The organism is Streptomyces sp. NPDC004031, assembly GCF_053604375.1.
Genome location: NZ_JBSGHL010000001.1, coordinates 1 through 26,095, shown reverse-complemented (window position 1 = coordinate 26,095; position 26,095 = coordinate 1). Strand labels below are relative to the sequence as shown.

Here is a 26,095-nt window from a genome sequence, read left to right as displayed (position 1 = left end):
CGCCGGCGTCGCCACAACCCGCCATGTCCGGATTCTCCCACGAGCGGCGAACTGGGGGCCTTCGGGTTCTCAAGGCGCCGCCCTACGGAGACCAGACCGAATCGTGCCAATTACCGCATCGCCACTCTTTCAGGGTGCACTCTTAGCGATCGACTACGAGGAGGGGGTCGTGTTGATGACTTCGGCGTTCCGTCTGCTAACGCTGCCATCGAACATGTGTTGGCACCAGTCAGCCCAAGTCCTTCCGGAGACGGCGAAGGTACATGCCGATCTGCTCAAGGTCCGGACAGTCGCTTCCCCTCAGCCGAGACGTTTCTGTCCTGAGCCGGTCGCCGATCTCCAGTGCCTGGGGGAGGCTCCCCCTCGCTGCGTAGAGACTCATCAACCGGGCCAGGGCGTCGAGGTACCGGTTGACGGCGTCCTCGTCGGCGGCCGCAGGGGGAACCTCGCTGACACGGTTGAAGGCCTGCATGGCGGCGGTAGCCTCACCGAGTTCCATACGGCACTGGGCAACGTAGTACCAGCACAGTTGTGCCTGCTCGTCATCATCTCCGTAGCGACTTGCGTAGTCACGGGCGAGTGGTTCGAACAGGGCGAGCGCCTCGCGGTGACTCCCGGCGAGGAACTTCACCTGCCCGAGGCTGAACTGCATGCTTTCCCGGAGTCCCAGGTCCTCCGCTCGCGAGACGGCCTCCTCAAGCGCATCCGCGGCCTGCGTGAACTGACCCTCTTGGGCCAGGCGCGCTGCCTTGTCGGAAATCGCATCCGCTTCCTCTTCGGTGAGTACCGCTTGGTCAGCCGCCGGTGAAGGCATGCCCGACGCCGGCACGACCACCGTAGGCGTGTAAGACACGGCGAACTCGGTGCTGCGCACCCGGCCGCCAAAGGGACGCAGGAAGGGCAGGCGGGGGTCAAGTGCATCGCCTTCCGCCGCCGAAAAGCTGCTGGCACTGACCTGGGCAAAGGGAAGGAGGGCGTCGTAGACGTCCATCGCGCCCATGCGCTGCTCGGACTCCTTGTTGAGCATCGCCAGCAGCAGCTTCTCGATATCCGCAGGCACGTTCGTGCGTAGGGAGCGGATGGGCGGGGGCGGGGTGTGGACGTGGTGCCACATGTAGGAGTTGCCGCCCTCGGGGTTGAACGGGGGGTGGCCGGTTAGGACTTCGTAGAGCACGCAAGCGAGCGCGTAGACGTCCGCCGCGGGGCCGACCGCGTTGGCAAGGCTCTGCTCGGGAGACATGTAGGGCGGCGTGCCCACGGTCATGCCGACCTGGGTGAGGCGGGGTAGCGTTCCGACTCCGCGCAGGGCGGCGACACCGAAGTCCAGGACTTTGACGATGCCACCGGAAGTGACCATCAAGTTGGACGGTTTGATGTCGCGGTGGACAACGTCGTGGTCGTGCACCGTGTCGAGAACCGAGGCGATCTGGGCGCCGACGGCAGCAGCCCAGGAGACGGGGATCTCCTCGTTCTCGTGGTCGGTCTCGTCGATGTAGGTCTGCAGTTCGCGGCCCTGGAGGAGCTGCATGACGACGAAGAGCCGACCAGTGGCCTCGTCGGCGCCTGTGTCGTACACGGCGGGGATACCAAGATGTTCGATGCCGGCGGTGATCCGCACCTCGCGCAGGAAGCGGGCTCGGCGAGTCTGGAGCGTCTCCTCGAATGCTGCGTTCTGGAGACCGGGAGATACTGGGCTGTCGGCCAGCATCATCTTCACCGCCACACGACGGTCCAAGCGCTCGTCGTACGCCTCCCAGACCTCGCCCATACCGCCTGCACCGATGGGGTTGCGCAGACGGTAGCGATCCGCGATGACACGAGCTGGCCCCCCGGCCGCAGAGCCAGACGCAGACGCGCCGTTCTCCACCATCGACAATCCCCTCTGGAAGGGTGAAGCACGCGCCTGGCTGGTCACCAACCGACCGTGCAGGGCACACAGGCTATTCCGTCGGCGGCTCGGCCGTACGGCTTCGCGTGGACTTAAGCTCGGCAGCCCGCTGCTGGCTGGCCCGGCGCTCGGCCTCACGCCGCACCGGCCGCCGGATGAGCTGATACGCCTGCTCCGTCGCGACCTGTTTGAAGAGCCGGTTGACCTGGCTGTCGTCGAAGTAACGGACCATGAGGGCGTCGTTAGAGGCCGCCTGGTCGATGACGATACGGTCCAGGTCCTTTTCCAGCTCACCGCCGAAGACCTCACGGTCCTGGTGCAGAGCGATGGCCCGCAACTCGGGATCCTCGCTGACGGCGACGACCAATTGCCCGAGCATGATCTGGTCTGCCGTAGACAGTCCGGTCCCGTACTCCGCGTTGACGGACTGGATCACCTCGGCCAGGGACATCTCCTCTGCCTCGGCCGCCGCCGCGCCCACCTCGGGCACGAGGCCCGGTAGCACCTGTTCACCGGCGGCTTCCAGTTGCAGCTCGGGGGCGCCGGTCTGCGTGATACGCATATGGCTCGGGACCACTGCGCCGATGTCCGCGCCGGCACTGCGGGTGGGCGCGGGCAAGCGCCGCAGCAGGAAGCGCCCGTACTGGTAGAGCCGCTCCAGCTCCAGGTTCTCGAACCCGATGACGTGGGAGAGCCAGCCGTAAGCCTTGGTGTAGGACTCCAGGGCACGGCGGAAGTCGGCCGCTGTCTCAGGCTCGGTGGCCTCTAGCGCGTTGAAGCGGTCGACGGCGGGCTGGAGGTAGCCGTAAAGCCGCGCGTGGGCCTTCATCACCGCCGAGTCGGTCGCCGCTCCCCCTTGGAAGGCGGCGAAGTACGCGGTGGCGAAGGCATCCATCTCGGCTTCCACCAGGAGCCGGTAGGCCATCACCTCGCGCTCGCGGTCGAAGAGCAGGTTGGGGTCGGTCGGCTCGGTGATCGACGCTTCGTAGTACTGCTGGAATGCCTGCTCGATGTCCTCGGGTCGATTGGCGAAGTCGAGGATGAACAGGTCATCGGTGGTCTTGAGCGGATGCGTGCGGTTGAGCCGCGACAGCGTCTGCACTGCCGCCAGCTTCACCAGGATCTTGTCCACGTACATCGTGGTCAGCAGCGGCTGGTCGAACCCGGTCTGGTACTTCTCGGCGGCGACCAGGATGCGGTACTCCGGCTTGGGCACCGACGGCGGGTTCGCGTCGTCCGCTCGGGTGTAGCCGAAGCTGTCGGGCAGCTTTCGCTCGGGGAAGCCGTTGAGCTTGGCCTCGGTGAACTCGATCCCGTCCAGGGTCTTCGCCCCCGAGAACGCGACCAGAGTCCCGCAGTCGGTGAAGCCGCGCTGATCGATATAGCTGCGCATGGCCTGGTAGAGCCGGATGGCGTGCTCACGGGTGGAGGTGACCACCATGGCCTTGGCCCTGCCGCCGAGTCGCGGTGCGGAGTGCGACCGGAAGTGGTCCACAATGATCTTCGCACGGGAGGCCATCGACGCCTCCGACATCAGCGCGGCCCGCACAAGCTTCGAGCGGGCCTTACGCGGATCGACCTGCTGCTCGGCCTCGTCGGCCGCCGCCTCCTGGAGCTTGAAGTACGTTGCGTACGTGACGTAGTTGCCGAGGACGTCGAGGATGAAGCCCTCATCGATGGCCTGACGCATCGAGTAGACGTGGAAGGGCCGCTTCTCCTCCTCACCCGAGGCGGGATTGACGCCCGGGGTGCCGAACAGGTCGATCGTCTTCGCCTTCGGCGTCGCTGTGAACGCGAAGAACGACAGGTTCGGCTGCCTGCCGCGGGCCAGTGCGGCAGCCGTCAGCGGGTCGCCGTCCTCATCCACCGCGTCCGAGCCCAGCCGACCCAGCGCCTTCTTCAGTGCCCCTGCGCTCTCCCCGCCCTGCGAGGAGTGCGCCTCGTCGATGATCACCGCGTAGCGCTGCCCGCCCAACCCCGCGACCTTGTCCAGCACGAACGGGAATTTCTGCACCGTGGTGATCACAATCCGGGCCGTCGGGCCCGTCAGCGCGTCCGCCAACTGCTGGGAATTCTCGTCGATCCGCACGACCACCCCCGGCTTGTGGTCGAACTGATAGATCGTGTCCTGGAGCTGCTTGTCCAGCACCCGGCGGTCGGTGATCACGATCACCTTGTCGAAGACCAGGGCGTTCGTGCCCAGGCCGGATGCCCGAGCCCTCTCGGTGAGGAGAGCCGGGTCGGCCGCGGTGTGCAGAGTCGACAGGTGATGCCCCAGCCACGCGATCGTGTTCGACTTGCCGGAGCCGGCCGAGTGCTGGATCAGGTAGTTCTCCCCAGCCCCGTGACGGACCGCGTGCGCGACAAGCTTGCGCACGGCGTCCCACTGGTGGAACCGCGGAAAGATCAGCGGCTGCGTGTGCGCGGCGCCCGGCTTGTAGGATGGCGCCCGCCCGGCCTTCGCCGCGGCATCCTCCACGTGCAGGAATCGCTGCAATAGCTGCAGCCAGTTGTCATGTGCCCATACCTCGTCGAACAGGTACGAGGTCGGGTAGGACCCGTCCGTGCCCGCTGGAACGTTGCCCGCACCACCGATCTGGCCGGGGCCGCCGGTGCCGGTGTTGAAGGGCAGGAACCGGGTCCCTTCCCCGGCCAGCCGGGTTGTCAGGAAGGCCAGCGTCGGCTCGACCGCGAAGTGCACGAGAGTGCGCTTGGCGAAGAACAGCTCCTTCGGATCACGGTCGTGCCTGTACTGTCGCTTGGCGTCCTCGACGGTCTGCCCCGTCAGCCCGTTCTTCAACTCCACCGAAGCGACCGGCAGCCCGTTGAGGAAGAGCGCCATGTCGAGGGTGTCGGCCGGGCGGGACGCCGAGTAGTGGAACTGCCGCACGAACGTGAGGCGGTTGGCGCCGTACTCAGCGAGAGCATCCGCAGCGAGCGTGTGCGCGGGACGGAAGTACGCGAGCTGGATCTTCACGTTCCGGTCGTTCACCCCCCGCCGCAGCACGTCCAGCAGGCCGCGCGAGTCGATCTCCCGCGCCACCCGCTTCGCGAACCGCCCGATCGCCTGCTCCTCGTCCTCCCCGTACGCCTCCCGAAGCGCCAGCCAGGCGTCGTTCTGCGAGGCACCGAGGAACGCCGCCAGCTCGGACGTATCGATCCCCAGGGCACGGTCGTAGGTGTTCGACAGCCCGCGCTCCCAACCGCCGCGCAGCAACGCCGCCTCAACAGCGTTCTCGAAAGCCTTCTCCGTGTACACGCTGGCGTCATTCATCTGTCCGTCTCCCCCTCAGAGATCGCGGTCGTACGTGGGCCGAGCAGTGGTGACGTCGACCTGGCCGGTGACAGCAGCGGTAATCAGGGCTTGGCGCCGCTCGGCAAGGAGGGCAAGCTGGCGATCTGTGCGTTGGACCAAGTCCGCGTGCACCCCCTGCCCCTCTCTCACTCGGCTGGCAACAAGGTCCTGTTCTCGAGGGTCCGTGGGCCATCGAATGGCGAAATTCGACAGATCTTCCATCCCTAGCGTGGGCTGGGCAGAGTCTGTTCCAGTGGCGAGAAGCGCTTGGCGTTCGAACTCGCTCGTGCCGATCCAAGCAGCAAAAAGACCCGAGTTAGCCTTTGGCTGCAAACGGATAGAGCAAACAGCCCTTGCAATATTGGCGCCAACAAGCTCTTCTGGGAGGACCGCCGCCCTACCCAGAGTACCTACGACACTTACCAACACATCGCCGGACCTGGCGATTGTTCGGGCATATTGATTCGAGAGCTCTGCAGAAATCTTCGCCAACCCACTTGCCCGACCAGGAAGGTCCAGCAGATCATTGACTCGAATAAAGGGGATCCCTTCATCTTCGAACGCCGGAACAAGCACTCCATAACGAGGTCGAACTCGGAGTAGGTATTTCACACGAGTCCATTCCCCCGAGGAGCACTCCGCAAGACACCTCTCGGTGTGCATACTTTGCCGGGTCCGAATTGCATCTCGCTGGCGCAAGCGAAGCGCCACTAGCTTGTCGATCCGCACGGTCTCGGCGTCGAGAAAATCGGCGATACGGCGCTGCTCAGAAACTTCGGGAAAGTCAACAACAACTTCGCCGAGTTCCTCCGCATTTAGATGAGGCTGCGCAGCTCGATTCTTCGAAATATCAATCTGCTGCATCACGGCAGAGCCCAGTAGACAATAAGCCAAGTATCGGGGAACGACACCCTTCGGAGTAACACGCAGGTCATACCCAGGCGCGCTACCCACCCAATCATCTGTGACGAGAGCCGAGTCACCGGTGTAGGCCCCACTCCGGACAACTAGGATTTCACCTGCCCGAAGCAAGGGAACTCGATCAAGCGGCAGGTCACTCTTGGCAGCGTAAATCAAGCCAGCCGGGGTGATTTTTCCCCTATTGATGTTGGTGGCACGAAGAATAGGAACTCCGGATTCATTCAAACGCGGTGGCTGGCCTAGGCCGTAGTCGAGCCGAGCCAAGTACTTAAGACGGGAACGAGACCAGCCTGCAGTCACAGTTGCCATTGCGTCACCTCCCCCAACAGCGCCTGAATTTCGGCCTCCAAGGACTTCAGTTCTGCGTCGATCTCGGCAAGCGGCCTCGGCGGGGTGTAGACGTAGAAGTTGCGCGTGAAGGGGATCTCGTAGCCCAGCTTGTAGCGCTCCATCTGCTTGGTTTTCGGATTGCGGGTCTCCGCGATCCATGCGTCCGGCACGTGCGGCAGTACCTCGCGGGCAAGGTACTGGTCAATGTCCTCGCCCAGCGGGACGTTCTCGTTGTCGCGCAGGTCAGGGTCGGGCTCGGGCTTGCCCTTGAGGAGCTGGACCTCCCCCTCTGGGTCGGTCACACCCACCGCATCGCGCATGGCTTTCTGGAATGGTGCGGCAGAGGGCCATAGCACGCCCCCGGTCACCATCGCCGTATGCAGGGCATCCCATGCCTCGGCCTTGGTGGACCACTGCGACCCGAGCAGTGGCTTGAGCGCGGCGAGCAGCAGCTCGACGGTTCCTTCACCTCCGAGCGCCTTCTTCACCGCGGCGGACGTGCCGAGCTGAGTGAGGGAGTCCTCGGTGAGTTCGAAGCGGAGTTTGAGCGGGCGGTCGACGGTAATGCGCTGGTAGCCGAAGTCGCGGTTGGGGAAGATCTTGACTCGGCCGTGCTCGGGGTGGCTCTCGTCAGCGGCGATGGTGAGCGCGTCGCGGTACGTCGCGCAGATGTGGTTGATCTGCTCGCGCGTGATCTGCTTGCGCTTCTCGCCGAGGGACTTGCGCATCTTGGTCCACTGGTCGCGGGCGTCAAGCAGGATGACGCGGCCCTTGCGGTCGGCGGGTTTGCGGTTGGTGACGATCCAGAAGTACGTAGAGATGCCGGTGTTGTAGAAGAGCTGGTCCGGGAGGGCGACGATCGCCTCCAGGTAGTCGTGTTCGATGATCCAGCGTCGGATCTCGGACTCGCCCGATCCGGCTCCGCCGGTGAACAGCGGGGATCCGTTGAAGACGATGGCTAGCCGGGTGCCGCCGACCTGGTCGCCCGCCGCGTCCTTCTGGAGCGGCTTCATCTTGGCCATCATGTGCTGGAGGAAGAGCAGCGAGCCGTCGTTGATGCGGGGCAGGCCGGCGCCGAAGCGGCCGTCCCAGCCGCGGTCCTCGTGCTCCTGGCGGACGAGCTTCTCGACCTTTTTCCACTCCACACCGAAGGGCGGATTGGCAAGCATGTAGTCGAAGGTCTCGCCGTCGTGGCCGTCATGGCTGAAGGAGTTGCCGAAGCGGATGTTCTGGGCGGTGTGACCCTTCAGCAGCATGTCGGACCGGCAGATCGCGTACGACTCGGCATTGAGTTCCTGTCCGAACAGGTTGACGCGCACGCGCGGGTTTAGCCTGCGGATGTGGTCGTCCGTGGCTGAGAGCATGCCGCCGGTGCCGCAGGCCGGGTCCAGGATCTTGACGACCTGACCCTCGCCGGTCAGGCGGTCGTCATCCGGGGCGAGCAGCAGCTCGACCATCAGCTCGATGACTTCGCGTGGGGTGAAGTGCTCACCGGCGGTCTCGTTGGAGGCGTCGGCGAACTTGCGGATGAGCTCCTCGAAGACGTAGCCCATCTCGTGGTTGTCGACAGCTTCGAAGCTCAGATCGAGGCCAGCGAACTTGCGCACGACCTGGTAGAGCAGGTCGGCGGTGTCGAGGCGGTCGATCTGGAGGTGGAACTCGTAGCGATTGATGATCTCGGTCGCCTCGGCCGAGAATCCCCGGATATAGTCCTTAAGGTTCTTCGCCACATTGGCCGGGTCGTTGCTGAGGGTGGTGAAGGTCTGCTCGGAGAGGTTGTAGACCTTGAGCTTGGAGGCGGCCAGCAGCAGTGCGTCCCGGTTCTCCCCTGTGTAGGAGCCTGCCCGGTCCCACACCGCCTTACGGGTCGGTGCCATGACGCAGTCCAGTCTGCGCAGCACCGTCAGCGGGAGGATGACCTTCCCGTACTCCGAGCGCTTGTAGTCGCCTCGCAGCAGGTCCGCCACCGACCAGATGAAGTCGGCCAGTTCCTGATTCTTGCTCAACGTGTCCTGTCCTCTCGGCCCACTGCGTGGTCCTCCTCGGTCATCGTGTTCTCGTTCTCCGCACAGGTCTGGCCGCCACCTTGCACCGGCGGCGGATCGAGCGCGCCTTCGGTGAGGCCGTCGCGGGCCAGTTTCGCCGCCTGGTCACCCATCCTGGCGAGCCGACCGAGTTCGCGCTCGAATTCAGCCAACGAGCGGAAGGCATTCCCGTAGCGGCGCTGCCGTTCGATGTCCATGCGGGGCAGGCGAGCCGCCCGCAGATCCGCTCGGAAGGTGCCGGAGGACGATGTACTCCGCCTCGTATTCCCCGCGCCGGCGGCGAATCCGCGCACGTAGTCTGGATCCAGCCGCTCGCCCACAGTGGCGAGCTCATCGCCGTCAAGCGTGACCAGTCCCGCCCGCAGCAAGTCGCTCACCGCCACCGGAGCGCCTTCGTCTGTCTCAGCGCCGTCATCATGCCGGACCGGCAGTTCCGGCAGTAGCGCCTGCAACCGCGCCAGCCGAGCCGAGAGGTCCTCGCGCAACGCTGCGTACTCCGCCGCGTAGTCGGGCGCGGGTCGGCGGACGTAACGGCCGGGGCTGAGGTCTACGTCTTCGCTCAGCAGATCGATTAGTGGCACCTCGACCTCCTGGTCCGGGTGCGGGCTCCACGGACCGTCGGGGTCGTTGACACTTAGGTCCACCATGCGCACGGTGCCTGCGGCCTCCCCGACAGCCGCGGGGCGGCGCAGCAGCCACAGGTGGAGCGCATACCCGTGGCTGGCGGCAAGGCCCGGCGGGAGTGCCACCACCGCGGTGACGCTCCCGCGACGGACCAGCTCCGCCCGGATCCGGCGCCCGGAGCGACGGTGGGCCACCGACGCGGGCAGCACCACCACGGCCCGACCACCGGAGGCCGTGTGGTGGAAGCAGTGCTGCAGCCAGGCGAGTTCACTCTCCCCACGTGAGGGCAGACCCGCCTCCCAACGCGGATCGATGAGCAACTCCTCACGGCCCCAGTCGGCCACGGCAGTCGGAGGCTCGCACACGACCAGATCCGCACGGAGCGCGGGAAAGGCGTCATTCCTCAGTGAGTCCCCGACTGCGACCTCGACCGAGGCGCCCACCGCCGGGGGCGACACCAACCCACGAACCTGGGCCAGGCGGGCAGCGTCCGCGTGGGTGTCCTGGCCCACCCTGCCCACCACCGCGGATCCCCCGACCGAAACGAGAAGCGAGCCGATGCCGCATGCCGGGTCGAAGACGATGCCGTCGGTATCCCCTGCGAACTCCCTGACCGCGCATACCAGCCGTGGCGTCGAGGCCCCGTCCAGCCCAGCGCGCCCGGTGGACTGCACCAACCGGGCCACCAGGCCATCCACGATCTCGCCGGGCGCTCGTTCGGCCGACAGGCCGTCCACGGCCGAGCGGACCGCCTCATCGGTCCACTCTCCGTCGCCACCGTCGAGATACTCGCCCACCGCGGCCAGCGCCTTGACCATCTCCTCGCCGTACGCGCTCCGAAGCTCCTGCCAGAGCCGGACCTCTGCGGTGACCTCTCGCCCAGCGCGCTGTTCGCTCAGCCACTGCTGGACCGCGGCGATTGAGAAGAGCGGACTCCCGGCGGTTCCCCCGACGGGTTGCGGGAAGTCCGGGCGGCGCCGTCGCCAGTTGGACACGGCCGCGCGCGTGACCCCGGCCATCCGCGCGAGCTCCGCAGCGGTCGCCGTAGCCACAGCCCCATCCTCTTCTTCTCTACCCATGCGAATCATCGTACACTCCACTCTCATCCGTTAACAAGTCATTGTAAGTTGACGATGTTAACGACTTGGTGCTCCACTTGACGGTAGTCGGCCGTCACGCTGCCTGCGGCGCCACTCCCCCGGGCAGCGAACCGTGCCCCGCCGGTACGGCCACGAGCGCTTGACCGCACAACACCAACGAAAATGAGCCCCGCACCTCCGCATCCGTCCCGCGACTCGAAGGAGCACGACGTGACCGCCACAAAGAAGGCCACCGGTACCCGCAAGTCCACGCTGCACCGACTCGTCGTCCCCGACGGCGGCACGGTGGAGCTCCGCTCGCTGGTGCGACGCCACTACCTCGACCGGCCCGGTTATCAGGCCCGCGAGTTCGGCCGGCCCGGCGTCACTGGGCTGCTGGTGAACGGCGGCATCCCCAGGGACCGGGCGGACTGGTGCGCTGCTGTCGAGCGCATCACCGGCCTGCAGGTCAACGAACGGAATCACTCCGCCGCCGGCCTGGTGCTCATGCGTACCGCGCGTGGCTTCTACGCGCTGAGCTACGGCGTGGGACAGCACATGCTCGACCCGTACTACCGGGACGACGAGTTCGGGCTGGACTTCGCCACCCGCTGCCTGGACGAGAACGGCATCATCAAGATCCGCAACCAGATCATGGACGGACGGGGTCGCGTCGACGAGTACTCCGTCTCCCGGGGCGAGCGCATCGACGGTTTCGGACTCGACCGGTTCGGCGCGGTGGTCCGCCGTATCTGCGGAACGGTCAGCGACATCCCGTTGACCTCGCTGCCGTCCGGCGCGTCCAAGCGCATCCGGGTCGAGTGCTCGGAGTCGACCATCAAGCTGCCCCTGGCAACCACTCCGGAAGAGTTCCTCGACGACCTGCGCACGATAGAAGACGTGTGCGCGCGCCCCGACCCGCTGCCGGAACTACGCTTCGTCGACCGGCTCCACACCCTGGACAACCACGGCCGCAAGGCCGTCGAGGCGCTGGCCGCCCTTGAGGCTATGCTCACCGACCCGCACCACCTCCGGCTGGCTCTGGGGGTCCCCGAGTCCTGCCAGGAAGGCTTCGGGTCCGCGCAGGCATTCAGGATTACGTCGGGAAGCCGCACCGAGGAGGCCTCTGAGCTCGACCTCTCGGCCGTCCTCGCGTTCGTCGCCGAAAAGCCCAAGGGCGAGCGCCTCAAGGCATTGGGCCAGCTGCGGATCACCATGTTCAGCGATGACGACCTGACGACACCGGCCGGACCCGCGACCACCGGCAAGGAATGGCTCATTGCGGACGTCCCGGTCGGGACAACCCGCTACTTCTTCGGACATGGCAAGTGGTACGAGGTGGGGGCCGGGTTCATCGAAACCCTGGAGGAGGAGCTCCGGGAACTGCTCAGCAAGCCGCCCAGCGTCCAATTGCCCCCCTGGCCGCGAGGAGTCCTGACCAAGAAGCGGGACTCTCACGACGAGGACTGGTACAACCACCAGGCAGCAGCCCAGGACGGCTACCTCCTCTTCGACAAGAAGAACATCGTCACCGAGAAGTTCAACGGCGGTGGGCTGGAGATGTGCGACGTCCTCGGCCCGGACAACCAGTTGATCTGCGTCAAGAAGGCCCCCAGCGGCACCGCCCCGTTGAACCACCTCTTCGCCCAAGCCGTCACCGCTGTCGAGACCCTCCGCAGCGACCGGGAAATCCGCACCGAGTATCTGCGGCAGGTCGCCGAACGCAACCCGGACCACCGTCTGCTCCAAGACTTCGGGACCCTGAAAGTCGTTCTGGCAATCCTCCTCAAGGGCGGCCAGGACATCACGGTCGGCTCCCTCTTCGCCTTCGCGCAGGTTTCCCTCCTTCAGTCGGCGCGGCGGCTCCGCGCCATGGGCGCGGAGGTGGAGGTCATCGCGATTCGACGCTGAAGCGCCCATCCGACAGGCCGCCGGTGCCCGCCCGGAGACTGCAAGCAGAGTGGCTCAGCCTTCGCCAACCCGGATCGGCACACCACGTTCGTCGCGTTCGTAGGTGCGGCGGGTGTTCCTGTCGATCTTGTGGGCCACTTCGTCGCCGAGGTCGATGCCGTTCATCTCGGCCAGGGCCACCAGGTAGAGGAAGACGTCGGCCAGCTCCTCGCCGAAGTCGGGGAGGCCCTTGCGCCATGCGGTAAAAGCCTCGCCGATCTCGGCGGTGAGGAGGCCGAACTCCAGTGGCACGTCAGTCGTGTTGAAGCCCTTGGCGGTCTTGTTCTCCCAGGCGAGCTTCTGGGCGGACCGGATGTCCATGGCTCCTCCGACGGCGCGGCAGCAGGTGCGGTCGCAGCCTAGCGAGGTGAGGAACGCGTCCCTGGAGAGGGGTAGGGAAGTTCACCCTGTCGAGGGGATGTCCAGCGTGCTGGTGTCGATCGTCAGCACGGGTGCGTAGTCCGCCAGGGTGTCGAACACGCGCCGGTATGCCGTGATCAGCGCCTGGACGTCCTCCAGGGCGATGGCCTCGCCGTCGCGGGTGAGGAGCCGTTGGTGGACGACGGCCGGCGGTGCGGTGAGGTGGACGAGCAGGCCGTCGCGGGCGATGACGGTTTCGGCCAGGTCGATGGCCTCGCTCCACGTGAGGCGGGAGCGGCCCCGGGTGAGGGGGCCGTAGACCAGTTCGCTGAGGAAGCAGCGGTCGAACAGGAGGTGGCCCTCCTGGGCCAGGATCGCTCGGTACCGGCTGGCGAGGTCGAGATGGTCGGGGGTTCGTGGTGAGTGCACCACCTTGAAGCCGTGGTCGACGGACAGGCGTCGTGCCAGGGTGGTCTTTCCGACTCCGTCGCACCCTTCGAGGACCAGGGTCCGGTGGCCCGCGGCGATCTGTTCGACGCTCATGCCGACAGCCAGGCTCTGACAGCCTCCGGCGTATCGAGCCGGGTCTGCACGGCGTACTGGATCATGAGGTTCCGCCAGTTCGGCTCACGACCGACGGCGTGTGTGAAGCTGGTTCGACGGACGTAGGCCGCGGTGGGTGTGCCGATAGCGCATGCGGCGCCGATGAGCAGGGCGCCACCGGGTGGGGTTTCCGGTCCGGAGACGTCGACAAGGAGGCGCGTCGCGCCTACAGCGGCGGTCAGGTCTGCCACAGCAGCCGCGACGGGATCAGGCGCGGCAAAGCGCTGCGGCACGACAATGTGGTGCCCGGCTGAGACGAACGCCTGGACGAGGTAATCGACACCCTGACGGCTGTACGGAGAGGGCTCGATGAACACCGTCCCGCTCCCCAGGAGGCGGGGTTCGCATCGAGCGGTTGTCGGCAGTTCGAGCAGAGCCTCGACGGCTGCGTCGAGTGCAGACGCCACTTGTACGAGGTTGCGCTCGCGGAAAGCGGTGAAGCGCGAGGCCGCACCCGACTCCGGAATGGTGGTCGGCGGGCCGAGGCGGGGCAGCCGGATGACGCGCGTCGCCGCCGCCTCGATCAGCGGATCGGGGAATTCGAGCTGCGGACCGTCCTCCGTCAGCGAGTACGTCTGGAAGTCCGTCGTCAGTACGACGACCGGCACGCCGCACGCCCAGGCGTACCCGATCTCCATGCAGACGCCGTCGTCCAGGCTCGGGCCGTGCAGGACGGCCACCATCGCGTCGATCCGACGCAGGCGTTCACGGTCCAGCTCGAAGAGACGTCGTCCCTTGACCTCTGCGACCAACTGCTCCTCGTCGGTGTCACAGAAAGGCAGGAAGACGCGATCCGGTCCGATCTTGTCGGCCAGGCGCTCGGAGAGGTCGGCGGCCAAGGCGCGGTCGTGCGCGGCGAAGAGTCTGTGAGCGATGTAGTACACCGGGTGCTCCCAACGGATGGGTCAGGCGCGGCGGGGCGCCGGGATCGGCAGGGGCGGTGCGGTGATGTGGTCGGCGGCCGCGGACACCGCTCGGGCGAGCGCCTGCTGAGCAGTGGCGCCTTGGGAACGCTGGGCCCGGTAGGTCCCGGCCAGCGTGTCGCCAGCGCCGGTCACGTCGCGAGCAGCGCGGCTCGGCGGCCGGGCCTCGGCGATTGCTCGCCCGGACTCCAGAACGCGCGCCGTGCGGGGGCCGTCGGTGATCACGACTTCCCGCAGGCGGGCGACATCGACCAGACCCCGGAGAGCCTGGTATTCGGCTGCGTTGGCGAAGACGGTGGAAGCGTCCGCCAGCCAGGGAAGAGCCTCCCGGATCAGGGGCGCGGCGCTGGGCAGGTAGAAGTCGAGGCTGAAGTCGACCCGTTGTCTGGTCAGCTCGGCGAGGACCGTGCGGACGCCGAGGGGGCGCCGGCAGCAGACGTGGTACGTGCCGCCGGCAGAGCGGGCCAGGTGCGCGAGCACGTGGTCGGTGAGTCCCTCGGCGACGCCGTAATCCGTGCTGACCGCAAGCAGCTCGCCGGCCATGTCGTAGGTAAGGCCGAACGACGGCGACGGGCCAGCGAGTCGGGATGCCGCCGACCACTCCAGCGCCGCGAAGTCGGCGACCTCCGGGAGGTGGGCAAGGTCGTCACCCAAGACGCAGATCGGACCGGCTCGGAGTCCGGCCCGGGTGGCGGCCAGCGAGGTCAGCAGTGCCGCGCCGCCGAGGCTTGTGCCTCCTCGGCCGTCGGGGTAGCGCGTCGTGTCGCGGGAGACGTTGCCGATCACGGCCAGCGCGGTCACGTTCCGCGCTTCCGGTGTGAGCAGTCGACCACCTTCGTGCACACCGGTCGGCGAGTGCACAGCCGAGGCGACGGACCGTTGAGGTAAAGGCGCTTGAAGTAGATGAGGACCAGGTGAACCCACCAGGTCGGCTCGACGCCGTCCGGGATGGTCACCGCGTACTTGTGGCGGATCGTGAGCGAACGGAAATCGTCGCGGTGCGCGTCGACCGCCGCTTCGAGGATGTGCCGGAACCTCTCGTGGGCCACCGCACCGCTGGGCAGCTCGATGCCGAGGGCGGGCGCGAGTTTGCCGACCATTCCGGAGTCCACCGGGATGATGCCGCTGTGATAGCCGCGGGCGTTGAGCAGGGCGCACTGCGCGACCTTGAACGAGGCGCCGCGCACCCGTTCGGCGAAGTCCGCCACGAGGTCGTCGACACGCGTGGCGGTAGACGACGGATCGATCGCCTGCTTGTCCCACAGCATGAGCAGGTCGGCAAGCGAGCGCAGATAGTCGATCCGGGTCCTGGGCAGTCCGATCGGCCGTACCAGCGCGGCGAGGTCGCCGTCCGACGCGTTCGCCAGCGCGTCGAACCCGCGGGCGTCGGCCGCCAGGATCACGTGCCGGTAGGTCTCCACCATCCGGTAGGACACCCGGGTGGACCAGCCGGCGGCGAGCATGCGCATGCGGGGATCGGTGATGGACAGCGGCCACCACCGGTTGTCGTCGTGGTTGGCCTCGACCTCGGTGCGAACGTCGGGCAGGGCGGCGGCCCGTTCGACAAGACGGTGGATGCGCCGGTTGTCGATCGCGCGAGGCCTTGGACGTTCGAGGGTCACAGGGTTGCTCCGGCGGAAAGGCGGGCTGCCAGCAGCCCGATGGCGAGATTGGACGTGATCACGGGCTTGCCGGTTGCCTGCTCCACGTCCTGGACGACTGACAGGGTGTGCCACCCGGTGCACGACAGCACCACGGCGTCGGCCGCCTGCACCGCCCTCTCCGGCAGGTTGCCGATCAGGGCCAGCACTTCCTCCGCACTGACCGCCGGATAGCCGTCATCGAGCCCCAGACTCGTGTGGGCCAGGACGTCGATGCCAGCCTTGACCAAGGCGTCGCTCTCCGCCGCGGTCACCGGGCTCGGGTAGGGCGCGGCCAGGACGACTCGCCGCAGTCGGGCCGCGGTCAGGGCGCTGGCCAGGGCGTCGAACGCGGTAACAACGCCGGGCGGCAAGTCGGGACCGCCGGTGAACCCCGCCGAGGTGCAGGCGAGGACGACCGCATCCAGTGGCACGTGCGACAACGAGTCCAGTGCTCCGGCGGCGGCTTCGCGCAGGCCGTTCCAGAAGGTGCCGTCGACTGCCGTGGTCCGTGACTCCGGCACGAGGCGGGCGTGGTGGAAGACCGTGCGCGTCAGGCCCAGGCGCGGGAGTTCGGTCTCGACAGCGACGTTGGCCCAGGGCAGCAGCACCCCGACGCGGACTGTGCGGCTGCTGCCCTCGTCAAGCCTCGCGAGCAGGTCGAGGGTGCCCTCAGGCTGCTGCGGCAAAGCGCTCTCCATAGATCATCCGAGGGGCATGGCCGGTGACGGTGAGGTCGCCGACGGTTCCCACGGGGGTGGCGGTGTCGCGCTCGATGATCTGTATCGAGTACGAGCCCAGGCGGCGCCACCAGGTGCCGCTCTGGCCGACGAAGTAGGAGTGCAGGCCAGGGACGCGCAACCCGGTGGGGTACACCCGTTCCTTCATCGGCTGGTCCCAGCCGAAGTCGATGTCCGCCTTCCACGAGGCGAAGTGCTCGGCGGACGGCAGGGGGTCCTGCTGGCCGAGGGCGGCCAGCGGCGTTCCCGGGAAGGCGCGGGCCAACCGGACGTTGGTGCGGTGGCACAGGAGCCCCGCGTCGAGGATCCGGCTCAGGCCCAGAAGGTTGGCGACGTGGGTGCCGTGGGTTTCGCCGGGCAGTCCGTAGATCAGGTTCAGGCCGGGCAGGAGCTTCGGCAGTCCGCCGGGGCCGCGGCCCGCCCCGGCCTCGTTGATGTGCTGGACGGCACGCATCAGGATGTCGGGGGTGCACGTGAGGTTGTTGCGGTCGACGACGGCCGGATCGAAGGTCTCGATGCCCATCGGCGCGCAGTTGCCCTCAGTGCAGTACTCGGCCACCAGCTTGGCGATCCGCGCCCCGACCGGGGCGGCCACGGCGAGCGGATCCGCGTTGTCGATGTGGAGCACCTCCAGCTCCGGGCAACGCTCCCGAATACCGCCGAGCAGAGCCCGGATCGCTTCCTCGTCCCGGTTGCGGTAGGAGAAGAAGCAGGTCTGCTGGCCGAGCCGGAAGTTGCGGACCCCGGCGGCGTAGAGCTGGGCCGCCTCCTCCACGACGTCCTCGACGTCCGGGAAGGCGACGAGCGGCGACTTGGCCGGCTCGTTGCAGAAGTCGCAGAACTTCCGGCGCGTGCACCCGCGGTACAGCTCCAGTTCGGCGATCGGTCGCCACGGCATTTGCGCGACCAGCCCGCTGAAGTCGTCCCGCTCGCCGCGCATCAGGTCGTACGGCGCTGCCTGGCGGCTGCCCAGGGTGACGTCTCTGGACGTGATGGTCGCCGCGTGCACGGCGTCGAAGAGCCCGGCGTACTGCGCGGGGGCGTCGTGCACGTACGCCGACAACGGCCCGAGAAGGCAGCGCCGGCCCCGGACACACGCGAGGGCACGGGCGATCTCCTCGGGTGAGCCGTTCACGGCGTGCAGGTGGACGGACGGCACCGCGTCACCGGCGACCACGACGACCAGCTCGGCGTCACGCAGGAGCTGGATGGCGTTGTCGCGGTTGGCGGTGACGGAGTACGTCAGGGGATCGCTCTGCGGCGGCTCCACAGCGGGCCTTCCGCCCGCGAGGCACCAGCGGACGTCGTCGATCGTCAGGTACCGCACGTCGGCGTCCGGCCGGGACCGCCGCAGGACCGACCACGCGCTCCGGACGTACGTCGACAGGTAGGGCGGCACACCGAGGCCGCTCGGCTCGACGGTGAAGCAATCCAAGATCACGACTGGGCTCATCGTTCCCCTCCCTCTGGCGGGGGCGCCTCAGGCCGTTGGATCTCCCGGAGCGCTGGACCCCCGCCTCCGCGTTCTCAGTTTCGGGCGGGGACAGGCTCCCGACGAGGGGTCGTCAGGGTTGTTCGGTTGTAGAGGGGTTGTAAATCAGCTACCTGCCGTACGAAGGCTGGGACGCCGCGTGATCGGCAGGGCATCATCAGAGCATGGTCAGGAACAATGGCCCCCGCAGAAGGGAACGCCGCGCTGGGGTCGGTGATCCTCGAAGCCGGTTGCTCGCATGCGGCCTTAGCCCGCAAGGTCAACGAACTCGGGTGGGCGCAGGGCGTGGTGTCGCGATACGACAAGGCATCCGTTACCCGGTGGCTCAGCGGCATGATCCCGCGCGGACGGGCTCCGGAGTTCATCGCCGCTGCCCTGGCAGGATTCCTCGGGCGTCCGGTGACGCAGGTCGATCTGGCCTTTCCCACCGAGCCGCAGCGCCCGGTCGTCGCAAAGGCGCTGACGTATCGTAAAGATGTGGCCGAAACGCTGCACATTCTCGCGGAGCTCGGCTCCACCGGCATCTCACGCCGCAGTCTGCTCGGGACCGTTCCGTTCGTGGCGACGGCCTTGATTGATCCGCAGCGCCAGTGGCTGCTCTGGCTCCTGGAGGAGGACCAGGCGCCACGACTGGCCGCCGTTGCGGGCGGAGGTCCCGGGCAGCGTGTCCAGGCGATGATCAGCATGTTCGACGAGATGGACAACAGGTTCGGTGGTGGCGGCGTCAGGCCCAGCATCGTGCACTACCTCAGCACGGAGCTGACGCCACTGCTGCAACAGCGCGGTACGCCGCCCCACCAGCGACGCCTTCTCTTCACGTCGGCTGCCAAACTCGCCGCGATGGCCGGGTGGTGCTCGTACGACTCCGCTGACTACGGCCTCGCACAGCGGTACATGACCCAGGCTCTGCGACTGTCCGCCGAAGGCGGGGACCATGTACTCGGCGGCCAGATCCTGGCCGGCATGTCCCATCTGGCCACCAACCTCGGCAACCCGGCCGAGGGGGTATCGCTCGCCCGTGCCGGGATCGCCACCGCCAAGTCCGCGGGCAGTCCGCTCGGGCTGATGCGCTTGCACGCGATGGCCGCCCGTGGTCACGCCACGCTTGGCGATTCCCAGCAGGCCACTCGTTCCCTGACCGCCGCAGACGCGGCGCTCGGCCTGAGCCGTGGGGCCGACGAGGAGTCCCGCTGGGTCGGATATCTGGACCATCACTACCTGGAAGCGGAGGCCGCCCTCGTCCACCGCGATCTCGGTGAGTCCGCGGAGGCGGAGCGCCTGGCAGCGGCGTCCGTCCGGGCCAACGCCAACCGGCGACGTCGGCAGGCCATCAGCCGCTCCGTGCTGGCGACGGCCCTCTTCCAGCAGAACCGTCTGGACGAGGCCCTCGGAACGGCGACGCGTGCGCTCGACCAGTTGGGAGACGTCCACAGCGAACGGTCGGTGCAAGCACTCCGGGACTTCCGCTCCCGGCTCGCCCCACGCCGGGCCGAGGCTCTCGTCCGTGACTTCGAGCGGAAGGCTCGGCCGATTCTCGGCGAGGCGGCCTGAGGTCGGCTGGTCAGTACCCGTCAGGTGTGGGGGCGTTCTGCCCTCGGTCGACGGGGATGTTCGCTCCTGTCACCCCCCGGGACTCTGCTGACAGCAGGAAGGCGATCACGTCGGCCACCTCCCGGGGGGTGACCAACTCACGGCCGGGGAACTCGTCGCGGAACCGGTCGAAGGCGGCCGGGTCTTCCTCCCGCATCCGGTCCCAGCGCTTTCCACGGATGAGCATCGAACCCGGGCTGACGGCGTTCACCCGGATGCCGTCGCTGCCCAGCTCCCGCGCCAGAGACGACACCATGTGGATCTGAGCAGCCTTGGCTGCGCCGTATTGAGCCTGGGGACCTGGCCGAGAGCCCGAGATCGACGAGACCACCACCACGGACCCGCCGCCGGCTGCCCGCAGGTGGGGAGCCACCGCCCCGATGAGCCGGGCAGCGTGGCCCGCGTTCATCTCCCAGGTCGTCGTCCAGTCCAGATGCGTGGCGTCGGCGATACCGCGACCCCGTGCCCCGCCTGCGCTCGCGACGGCTCCGTCCAGGCCGCCGAGTTCGTCGGCGGCTTCCGCGACGAAGGTCTCGACGGCCCCTGGTTCGACCACGTCGAGGACTCGCGTGACCAGGCGACGGCGATCGGAGGGTGCCAAGGCGTCGCGCAGGGCGTCAAGGTGCGCGGTTGTCCGACCGCACGTCGCGACCCTGGCCCCCTCTGAGAGCAGCAGCCGGACGACTTGCTCTCCAAGACCACGGGAACCACCGGTCACGACCATCCGGCGCCCTTCGAAGCGACCGCCCCGGCCGCCCACTGCGCCGGTCTCCCTGATGGTGGACATCGCTTCCTCCTGGTCCTGCCTGCACCCCTGCCTGCCTGATTACACCCCCTGTTGCCCCTGCCGCGAGCGATGCCGAGACGCTTCTGTTGATGCTTACCGCTTCAAGGACCTGCGGCGAGGTCGTCGCCCGCCGGTGTGCCGGCGATCGGCCTCGCCTTGGGGTTCCCGGCAGGGCGAATGCCTGGGTCTGCGCTGGCGGTACGTCGACCTCGAAGCGGCGCTCTTCCATCCGCAGTGGCAGCTCCAGCGGCTCACCTGGCGGCACGGCTGCTCCGACCCCCACGAGTGCGGCACCCGGCTTCACCGGTTCGACGCTTGTCCCCCGGCCTGCGGCGCGCACAAGGGCTACAAGCGCGGCTGCCCGAAGCCCTGCACTGAGAGCTGCACCAAGCACGCGAGCGCCTGCCCCGACCGCAAGGGCGGCGGGCTGGTCTTCACCCGGCCGAAGACGAAGAAGAGCCGGTCGGAGGTGCCGATCCCGCCGCCCTTCATCCCGTACCTGGTCGACCACAAGGCCCAGCAAGAAGAGATGAAGGCCGCGGCTGGCGAGGCCTGGCAGGAGTGCGGGGCGGTGTTCACCCGCGACGACGGACGGCCGCTCGATCCGCGCCAGGACTGGGAGGAGTTCAAGGAGATCCTTGCCGAAGCGGGCATCGATGACCGGCGCCTCTACGACGGCAGCAGGCACACGGCCGGCACGATCCTCAACGAGCTGGGGGTCGACATCGTGACCATCATGGAGATTCTGCGGCACACGCAGATCGCCCAGACGCGCCGCTACGTGAAGGGGCGCTCCCAGCTCTCGAAGAACGCCATGAACCGCATCGGCGAGACCTTCCTTCCGCAGGCTCCCGCGGCCCCTACTGAGACCACAACTGAGACCGCCAGCAGCCGGAGCGCACGTTCGCAGCGCCGCCGCCGTATCCGCTGAACAACAAAACCCCAGCTCAGAAGCATCTGAGCTGGGGTTTTCGTGGAGCCGCCTTCGGGATTCGAACCCGAGACCTACGCATTACGAGTGCGTTGCTCTGGCCAACTGAGCTAAGGCGGCGTGCTGCGCGCGTAGGGCCAAGGTTGGCAGGCGCAGCGGGGGAAAGTCTACAGGGTTCTGGGGGGTGGTCGTGACCGGGTGGAGGGGCTGGTCAGGTGCACTTCTTGTGGGCGGGGGGGACGGTGCCGGACAGGAGGTAGGCGTTGACCGCGGAGTCGATGCAGGTGGAGCCGCGGGCGTAGGCGGTGTGGCCGTCGCCGTCGTAGGTGAGGAGGGTGCCGGAGGTGAGCTGGGAGGCGAGGGACTGGGCCCAGGCGTAGGGGGTGGCCGGGTCGCGGATCGTGCCGACGACGAGGATCGGGGCGGCGCCCTTGGCGGGGATGCGCTCGGGGTGGCCGGTGGCCGGGAGGGGCCAGTAGCCGCAGACCAGGGAGGACCAGGCCAGGGCCTTGCCGAAGTGTGGGGAGGCGGCGCGGAAGGAGGCCACCGCCTTGTCGACGTCGGCCGGGGAGCGGAAGGCCGGGGGGAGGTCGAGGCAGTTCACGGCGGCGTTGGCGTACATCAGATTGCTGTACTTACCGGTGTCGTCCCGCTCGTAGTAGCCGTCGGACAGCTTGAGCAGCGGTGCGCCGTCGCCCTTGTTCGCGCTGATCAGGGCGCCGCGCAGGGAGGGCCAGGCCTCCTGGTCGTACATCGCGGCGATCACGCCCGTGGTGCCGAGCGCCTCGGTGAGGGGGCGGGAGGTGCCGGTGGGGAGCGGGTGCTTGTCCAGGGCGGCGAAAAGGGCGTCGAGGTGCTTGCCGGCGTCGGCGGTGGAGGTGCGGCCGAGCGGGCAGTCGGAGCGCTTGACGCAGTCGGCGGCGAAGGCGTCGAAGGCGGTCTCGAAGCCGCCGGCCTGGGTGCGGCTGCTCTCCAGGGCGTCCACGGAGGGGTCCATGGCGCCGTCCAGGACGAGGCGGCCGACGCGCTGCGGGAAGAGGCCCGCATAGGTGGCGCCGAGGAAGGTGCCGTACGACTTGCCGACGTAGTTGAGCTTGGCGTCGCCGAGCAGCTGGCGCAGGACGTCCATGTCGCGCGCGGACTCGACGGTGGAGACGTGCCCGAGCAGCGCGGCGGACATCTTCTTGCAGCCCGCGGCGAATCCGCGGTCGGCGGTGGCGAGTTCGCCCTGCTCGGCGGCGTCGTCGGGGGTGGTGTCGACGGCCGTGTAGGCGTCCATCTGCTTGTCGGTCAGGCATTTCACCGGCTCGCTGCGGGCCACGCCGCGCGGATCGACGGCCGCCATGTCGTAGCGGTCGGTGACGGCGGTGGGGTAGCCGAGGGCCGCGTACTGCATGTAGTCGATGGCCGAGCCGCCCGGACCGCCCGGGTTGACCAGCAGCGAGCCGAGCCGCTTGCCGGGGCCGGTCGCCTTCTTGCGGGCGACGGCGAGGTTCAGGTCGGACTTGGCGGAGGGGTGCGCGTAGTCCAGCGGGACGCGCATGGTGGCGCAGTCGAAGCCCGGGACACCGCAGGAGTGCCAGGCGAGCTTCTGCTTGTAGTACGGCTTCAGGTTCGCGGGTGTCGCGGCCGGGAGGGGGCTGAGCGTCGCCTCGGTGGCGGGCTGCGCGCCCGCGCCGGTCGCGGTGCCCGCGCCGGATCCGGCGGTGGGCGCGGCCGTCCCGGGCGACGGGGAGGAGGCCGCGGCGGACGCGGAGGCGGCCGGGCGGCCGTCGCCGGAGCACGCCGAGCATGTGGACAGCAGCAGCCCGGCCGCCGCGAGCGCGGCGGCCGGGAGGCGGAGCAGGCGCGTGAGGTGCATCGGCGGCTCAGGTCCTCCCGTCGGATGATTGCGAGCGTAGCGGGGGTCCGCCGCGGGCGCTCCGCGAGGTGTCCCTCTCACGGGTGAATGCTCTTTTTGCGGTGGTTTGCTGGATTGCGGGCCGGTGTGGCGTGGGTAGTCAGCGGGTGGGGCTGTTATGGGGGCCGGCGGAGGGCGGGGAGAGCGAAGGGGGCGAGGGGACGGTGGCGGGCGGGGTGCGGGTGGTCGTGGCGGGGCCGTCGAGCTTCTCCGTGAGGTAGCCGGCGATCTGGGCGAAGAGCTCACGGCGGGCGGGCACGCCGTCGAGGAGGCGTACGTCGTCGGTCCCGCGCGGGTGGAGGGCGGCGCGCAGCCGCTGCGCGGAGGTACGGGCCGCGGTCTCGCCGGGGGCGGAAGCGAGCAGCAGGGGAGGCGGTGCGGGGCGCGACGAAGAGGGCGAGGTGGCAGGCGGTGGGTACAGACCGGACACACCGGCGGCGGCGCCGTAACGGCCGGTGGTGGCAAGCGCTGCGTTCACGGCGCAGGGAGCACCGGCACCGACGCCGATGACGCCCGTGCCGCCGCGCGCGGGCAGCACGCGGAAGTGCCGCCCGGCGTCGGCGAGGGCGGCGCCCGTGTGGGCGCAGTCCACGGGCAGGACGAGGACGAAGGGGTCGGCGAGCCCGCGCCGGGCGGCGAGGGCGAAGCCGTCGAAGAGGTCCGCCTCCCGCGCCGCGGGCAGATGGGCGACGGCCACCGGGAAGGCGACCCGTACGCCCTGCGGCGCCGCGTACCACGGGGGCAGCCACACGCGGGTGCCGTCCGCCAGCACGTCGAGGGTGCCGCCCGCCGGATAGCCGAGGGTACGCATCGCCGGCGGCGGGGGTGCGGGCTGAGGGGTACGCGACGGGGCCGCGGGCACGGGCGCGCCGGACGCCTTGCCGCCGTCGGCGCTGACCCGGGCCGCGCTGCTTCCGCCCGCGCCGCTCGCACCGCCCGCTCCGCCCCCGCCTCCCGCTCCGCCGCCGAGCAGCGGAAGGGCCAGCACCCCGGCCAGGAGTGCGGCGGCTCCCGCGGCCCCGGCGCGCAGGACGGTGCCGTTGCGGTCGACGGGCAGCTCGTAGGCCCGCCCGGCCCGCTCCGCCCACCAGTGCCGTACCGCCCGGTGCCCGAGCAGCACGGCCGCCGCCCCGGCCAGCACGACCAGCACGGACCACACGACGTCAGCCACGGCAACCCCCTCGGGACGGCGCCCCCGCAGGGGCCACGGCGGGCAGGCAGCCCCCTCCCTGCACCTTGCAACGCCCACCGCTCCAGCCCCTGCTGGCGTCACGCACTCCGCCCCGCGATCACCCGAACGCCGCACAACCACCACGCGGGGGTGGGGTCCGGGACCGCTTCCGACGGGCGGGAGGAGGGGTGAGCCGACGCGACCGCGCGGGGCGGTCCACCGGCGCGGTGCGCGCGTGAGCAGCCGGCGTGTCGCCCGCGGTCCGGCTCCGATCAGCCCGTACGGAGAGCGAGCGTCATGGCCTCGACGGCCAGCAGCGGAGCGACGTTACGGTCGAGGGCCTCGCGGCAGGCGAGCACCGCCTCGATACGGCGCAGGCTCTGCTCCGGACGGGAATCCGCGGCCAGGCGGCGGATCCCGTCCTCGACCTCGACATTGGCGATGCGCTCGTCCGAACCGAGCTGAACGGCGAGCACATCACGGTAGAAGCCCGCGAGGTCGGTGAGGGCGAGGTCCAGGGTGTCGCGCTGTGTACGCGTCGAGCGGCGCTTCTGCCGGTCGGCGAGATCCTTCATCACCCCGGCCGTACCCCGCGGCATCCGCCCACCGGTCCCGGCCGCCGCGCCCAGAGCCGCGCGCAGCTCCTCCGTCTCCTTCGCGTCCACCTCCTCGGCGACCGCCTTGGCGTCCTCCGCCGCGGCGTCCACCAGCTCCTGCGCCGCCCGCAGACACCCCCCGATGTCGCCGACCCGCGACGGCAGCCGCAGGACGGCCGCCCGCCGCTCGCGGGCCGCCTCGTCGGTCGCGAGCCGCCGCGCCCGGTCGATGTGCCCCTGCGTCGCCCGCGCCACCTGCGCGGCAAGACCCGGATCGATGCCGTCGCGCCGCGTCAGCACATCCGCGACCGCCTCGGCGGACGGCGTCCGCAAGGTGAGCAGCCGGCAGCGCGAACGGATGGTCGGCAGCGCGTCCTCGACGGACGGCGCGCACAGCAGCCACACCGTGCGCGGCGCCGGCTCCTCCACCGCCTTCAGCAGCACATTGCCCGCGCCCTCGGTGAGCCGGTCCGCGTCCTCCAGGACGATCACCTGCCAGCGGCCCCCCGCCGGGGACATCGACGCCCGCCGCACCAGGTCACGGGTGTCCTTGACGCCGATCGACAGCAGGTCCGTGCGGACGAACTCCACGTCCGCGTGCGTGCCGACCAGCGTCGTGTGGCAGCCCTCGCAGAACCCGCACCCGGGCGCGCCGCCCAGCGCCCGGTCCGGGCTCACACACTGCAGCGCCGCGGCGAACGCCCGCGCGGCCGTCGCCCGCCCCGACCCGGGCGGCCCCGTGAACAGCCACGCGTGAGTCATCCGCGAGCCCGCCGCGCCCGAAGTGACGACGGCGTCGGCATCCCCCGCGGCCGCGGCCAGCTCGGCCACGACATGGGGCTGCCCGACCACGTCGTCCCACACGCTCACCGCGCACTCCTTTCGCTGACGCGGTCCATTCTGCGCCATCCCTGTGACATCCCCGCCTCTTCGCCCTGCCGGGCGAGCTCTCCGCCCACCGGCTTGCAGCCGCGTCTCCCGCCGGGGGGGGGACGGTGCGGGGTGCGCTTGCCCCGCCGGGCGAGCCTTCCTCCGCCCCCACCGGCGGGACGGCCGCCGACGCTCCCCGGAGGGGGACGGTGCGGGGTGCCCCCGCAGGAATGCGCATCGACTCCGTCGAGGGTGCGGGTGAGGTCGTACGCGCATTCCGAGGAGGTGCCCCGTGGCGGCACCCGACCCACCCACGCACCGGGTGCGCGATGCCCCGCCGGGCACCCCCAGGGGCGCGGG

Annotated in this window: 18 protein-coding genes, 1 tRNA gene and 1 pseudogene; 3 read left to right on the top strand and 17 right to left on the bottom strand. The window is 68.9% G+C overall.

The genetic code is table 11. From position 1 onward, the window contains the following. Nucleotides 1-229: 229 nt before the first annotated feature. The 5 genes from ACWERV_RS00100 to ACWERV_RS00080 are packed head-to-tail and all read right to left on the bottom strand — an operon-like array spanning nt 230 to nt 10,182. Entirely contained in the window at nt 230-1,915 is a 1,686-nt protein-coding gene (locus ACWERV_RS00100; RefSeq protein WP_452926675.1) for a protein kinase domain-containing protein, read from the bottom strand. Nucleotides 1,916-1,940: 25 nt separating this feature from the next. Continuing rightward, entirely contained in the window at nt 1,941-5,162 is a 3,222-nt protein-coding gene (locus ACWERV_RS00095; protein ID WP_452926673.1) for a type I restriction endonuclease subunit R, read from the bottom strand. Nucleotides 5,163-5,177: 15 nt separating this feature from the next. Next, nucleotides 5,178-6,413 carry a restriction endonuclease subunit S gene (locus ACWERV_RS00090; RefSeq protein ID WP_452926670.1) on the bottom strand — a complete coding sequence of 412 codons (1,236 nt, stop codon included), beginning with the start codon at nt 6,411-6,413 and terminating at the stop codon, nt 5,178-5,180. Next, on the bottom strand, nt 6,401-8,440 hold the full coding sequence (locus ACWERV_RS00085; RefSeq protein WP_452926667.1) for a type I restriction-modification system subunit M: 2,040 nt from the start codon (nt 8,438-8,440) through the stop codon (nt 6,401-6,403). The genes ACWERV_RS00090 and ACWERV_RS00085 overlap by 13 nt, the downstream gene beginning before the upstream one ends. Continuing rightward, nucleotides 8,437-10,182 carry an N-6 DNA methylase gene (locus ACWERV_RS00080; RefSeq protein WP_452926664.1) on the bottom strand — a complete coding sequence of 582 codons (1,746 nt, stop codon included), beginning with the start codon at nt 10,180-10,182 and terminating at the stop codon, nt 8,437-8,439. The genes ACWERV_RS00085 and ACWERV_RS00080 overlap by 4 nt, the downstream gene beginning before the upstream one ends. A 231-nt stretch (nt 10,183-10,413) precedes the next feature. Here ACWERV_RS00080 and ACWERV_RS00075 point away from each other — a divergent pair, with 231 nt between their 5' ends. Beyond that, complete coding sequence (locus ACWERV_RS00075; protein ID WP_452926661.1) at nt 10,414-12,093, top strand: DUF6119 family protein; 1,680 nt, start codon at nt 10,414-10,416, stop codon at nt 12,091-12,093. Between the two features lie 54 nt (nt 12,094-12,147). On the opposite strand, the gene ACWERV_RS00070 is transcribed toward ACWERV_RS00075, so the two are convergent. From ACWERV_RS00070 to ACWERV_RS00040, 7 genes are all read right to left on the bottom strand, one after another. After that, a complete protein-coding gene (locus ACWERV_RS00070; RefSeq protein WP_452926658.1) occupies nt 12,148-12,453 on the bottom strand; it encodes a hypothetical protein in 306 nt (101 codons plus the stop codon). Nucleotides 12,454-12,534: 81 nt separating this feature from the next. After that, the gene (locus ACWERV_RS00065) at nt 12,535-13,035 is read right to left on the bottom strand and encodes a hypothetical protein (protein ID WP_452926656.1); all 501 of its coding nucleotides are present in this window, start codon (nt 13,033-13,035) and stop codon (nt 12,535-12,537) included. Beyond that, entirely contained in the window at nt 13,032-13,979 is a 948-nt protein-coding gene (locus ACWERV_RS00060; RefSeq protein ID WP_452926653.1) for a nucleoside 2-deoxyribosyltransferase, read from the bottom strand. Before ACWERV_RS00060 ends, ACWERV_RS00065 begins: the two co-directional genes overlap by 4 nt. A gap of 21 nt (nt 13,980-14,000) precedes the next feature. Beyond that, entirely contained in the window at nt 14,001-14,819 is an 819-nt protein-coding gene (locus tag ACWERV_RS00055; RefSeq protein ID WP_452926651.1) for a PfkB family carbohydrate kinase, read from the bottom strand. Continuing rightward, a complete protein-coding gene (locus tag ACWERV_RS00050) occupies nt 14,816-15,640 on the bottom strand; it encodes a hypothetical protein (RefSeq protein WP_452926648.1) in 825 nt (274 codons plus the stop codon). Before ACWERV_RS00050 ends, ACWERV_RS00055 begins: the two co-directional genes overlap by 4 nt. Continuing rightward, nucleotides 15,637-16,347: a maleate cis-trans isomerase family protein gene (locus ACWERV_RS00045; protein WP_452926645.1), complete on the bottom strand. Its 711-nt coding sequence runs from the start codon at nt 16,345-16,347 to the stop codon at nt 15,637-15,639. Before ACWERV_RS00045 ends, ACWERV_RS00050 begins: the two co-directional genes overlap by 4 nt. Beyond that, the gene (locus ACWERV_RS00040) at nt 16,331-17,851 is read right to left on the bottom strand and encodes a radical SAM protein (RefSeq protein ID WP_452926642.1); all 1,521 of its coding nucleotides are present in this window, start codon (nt 17,849-17,851) and stop codon (nt 16,331-16,333) included. The genes ACWERV_RS00045 and ACWERV_RS00040 overlap by 17 nt, the downstream gene beginning before the upstream one ends. Nucleotides 17,852-18,067: 216 nt before the next feature. Here ACWERV_RS00040 and ACWERV_RS00035 point away from each other — a divergent pair, with 216 nt between their 5' ends. Continuing rightward, on the top strand, nt 18,068-19,441 hold the full coding sequence (locus tag ACWERV_RS00035) for a hypothetical protein (RefSeq protein WP_452926639.1): 1,374 nt from the start codon (nt 18,068-18,070) through the stop codon (nt 19,439-19,441). Between the two features lie 10 nt (nt 19,442-19,451). On the opposite strand, the gene ACWERV_RS00030 is transcribed toward ACWERV_RS00035, so the two are convergent. Further along, nucleotides 19,452-20,267 (bottom strand): SDR family NAD(P)-dependent oxidoreductase, encoded by an 816-nt coding sequence (locus ACWERV_RS00030; protein WP_452926636.1) that lies wholly within the window; start codon nt 20,265-20,267, stop codon nt 19,452-19,454. Nucleotides 20,268-20,427: 160 nt separating this feature from the next. On the opposite strand from ACWERV_RS00030, the pseudogene ACWERV_RS00025 reads away from it, so the two are divergent. After that, nucleotides 20,428-21,198, top strand: a pseudogene (locus ACWERV_RS00025) (tyrosine-type recombinase/integrase); the annotation flags it as partial. Between the two features lie 43 nt (nt 21,199-21,241). Here ACWERV_RS00025 and ACWERV_RS00020 read toward each other — a convergent pair. The 4 genes from ACWERV_RS00020 to ACWERV_RS00005 form a co-directional block, all read right to left on the bottom strand. Then, nucleotides 21,242-21,318 (bottom strand) — tRNA-Thr (locus ACWERV_RS00020). Nucleotides 21,319-21,409: 91 nt separating this feature from the next. Continuing rightward, on the bottom strand, nt 21,410-23,059 hold the full coding sequence (locus ACWERV_RS00015) for an alpha/beta hydrolase (protein ID WP_452926633.1): 1,650 nt from the start codon (nt 23,057-23,059) through the stop codon (nt 21,410-21,412). Between the two features lie 139 nt (nt 23,060-23,198). Continuing rightward, the gene (locus ACWERV_RS00010; RefSeq protein ID WP_452926630.1) at nt 23,199-24,269 is read right to left on the bottom strand and encodes a hypothetical protein; all 1,071 of its coding nucleotides are present in this window, start codon (nt 24,267-24,269) and stop codon (nt 23,199-23,201) included. A 272-nt stretch (nt 24,270-24,541) separates the two neighbouring features. Then, nucleotides 24,542-25,735, bottom strand: coding sequence for a DNA polymerase III subunit delta' (locus ACWERV_RS00005; RefSeq protein WP_452926627.1), 1,194 nt, complete (start codon nt 25,733-25,735; stop codon nt 24,542-24,544). Nucleotides 25,736-26,095 lie beyond the last annotated feature (360 nt).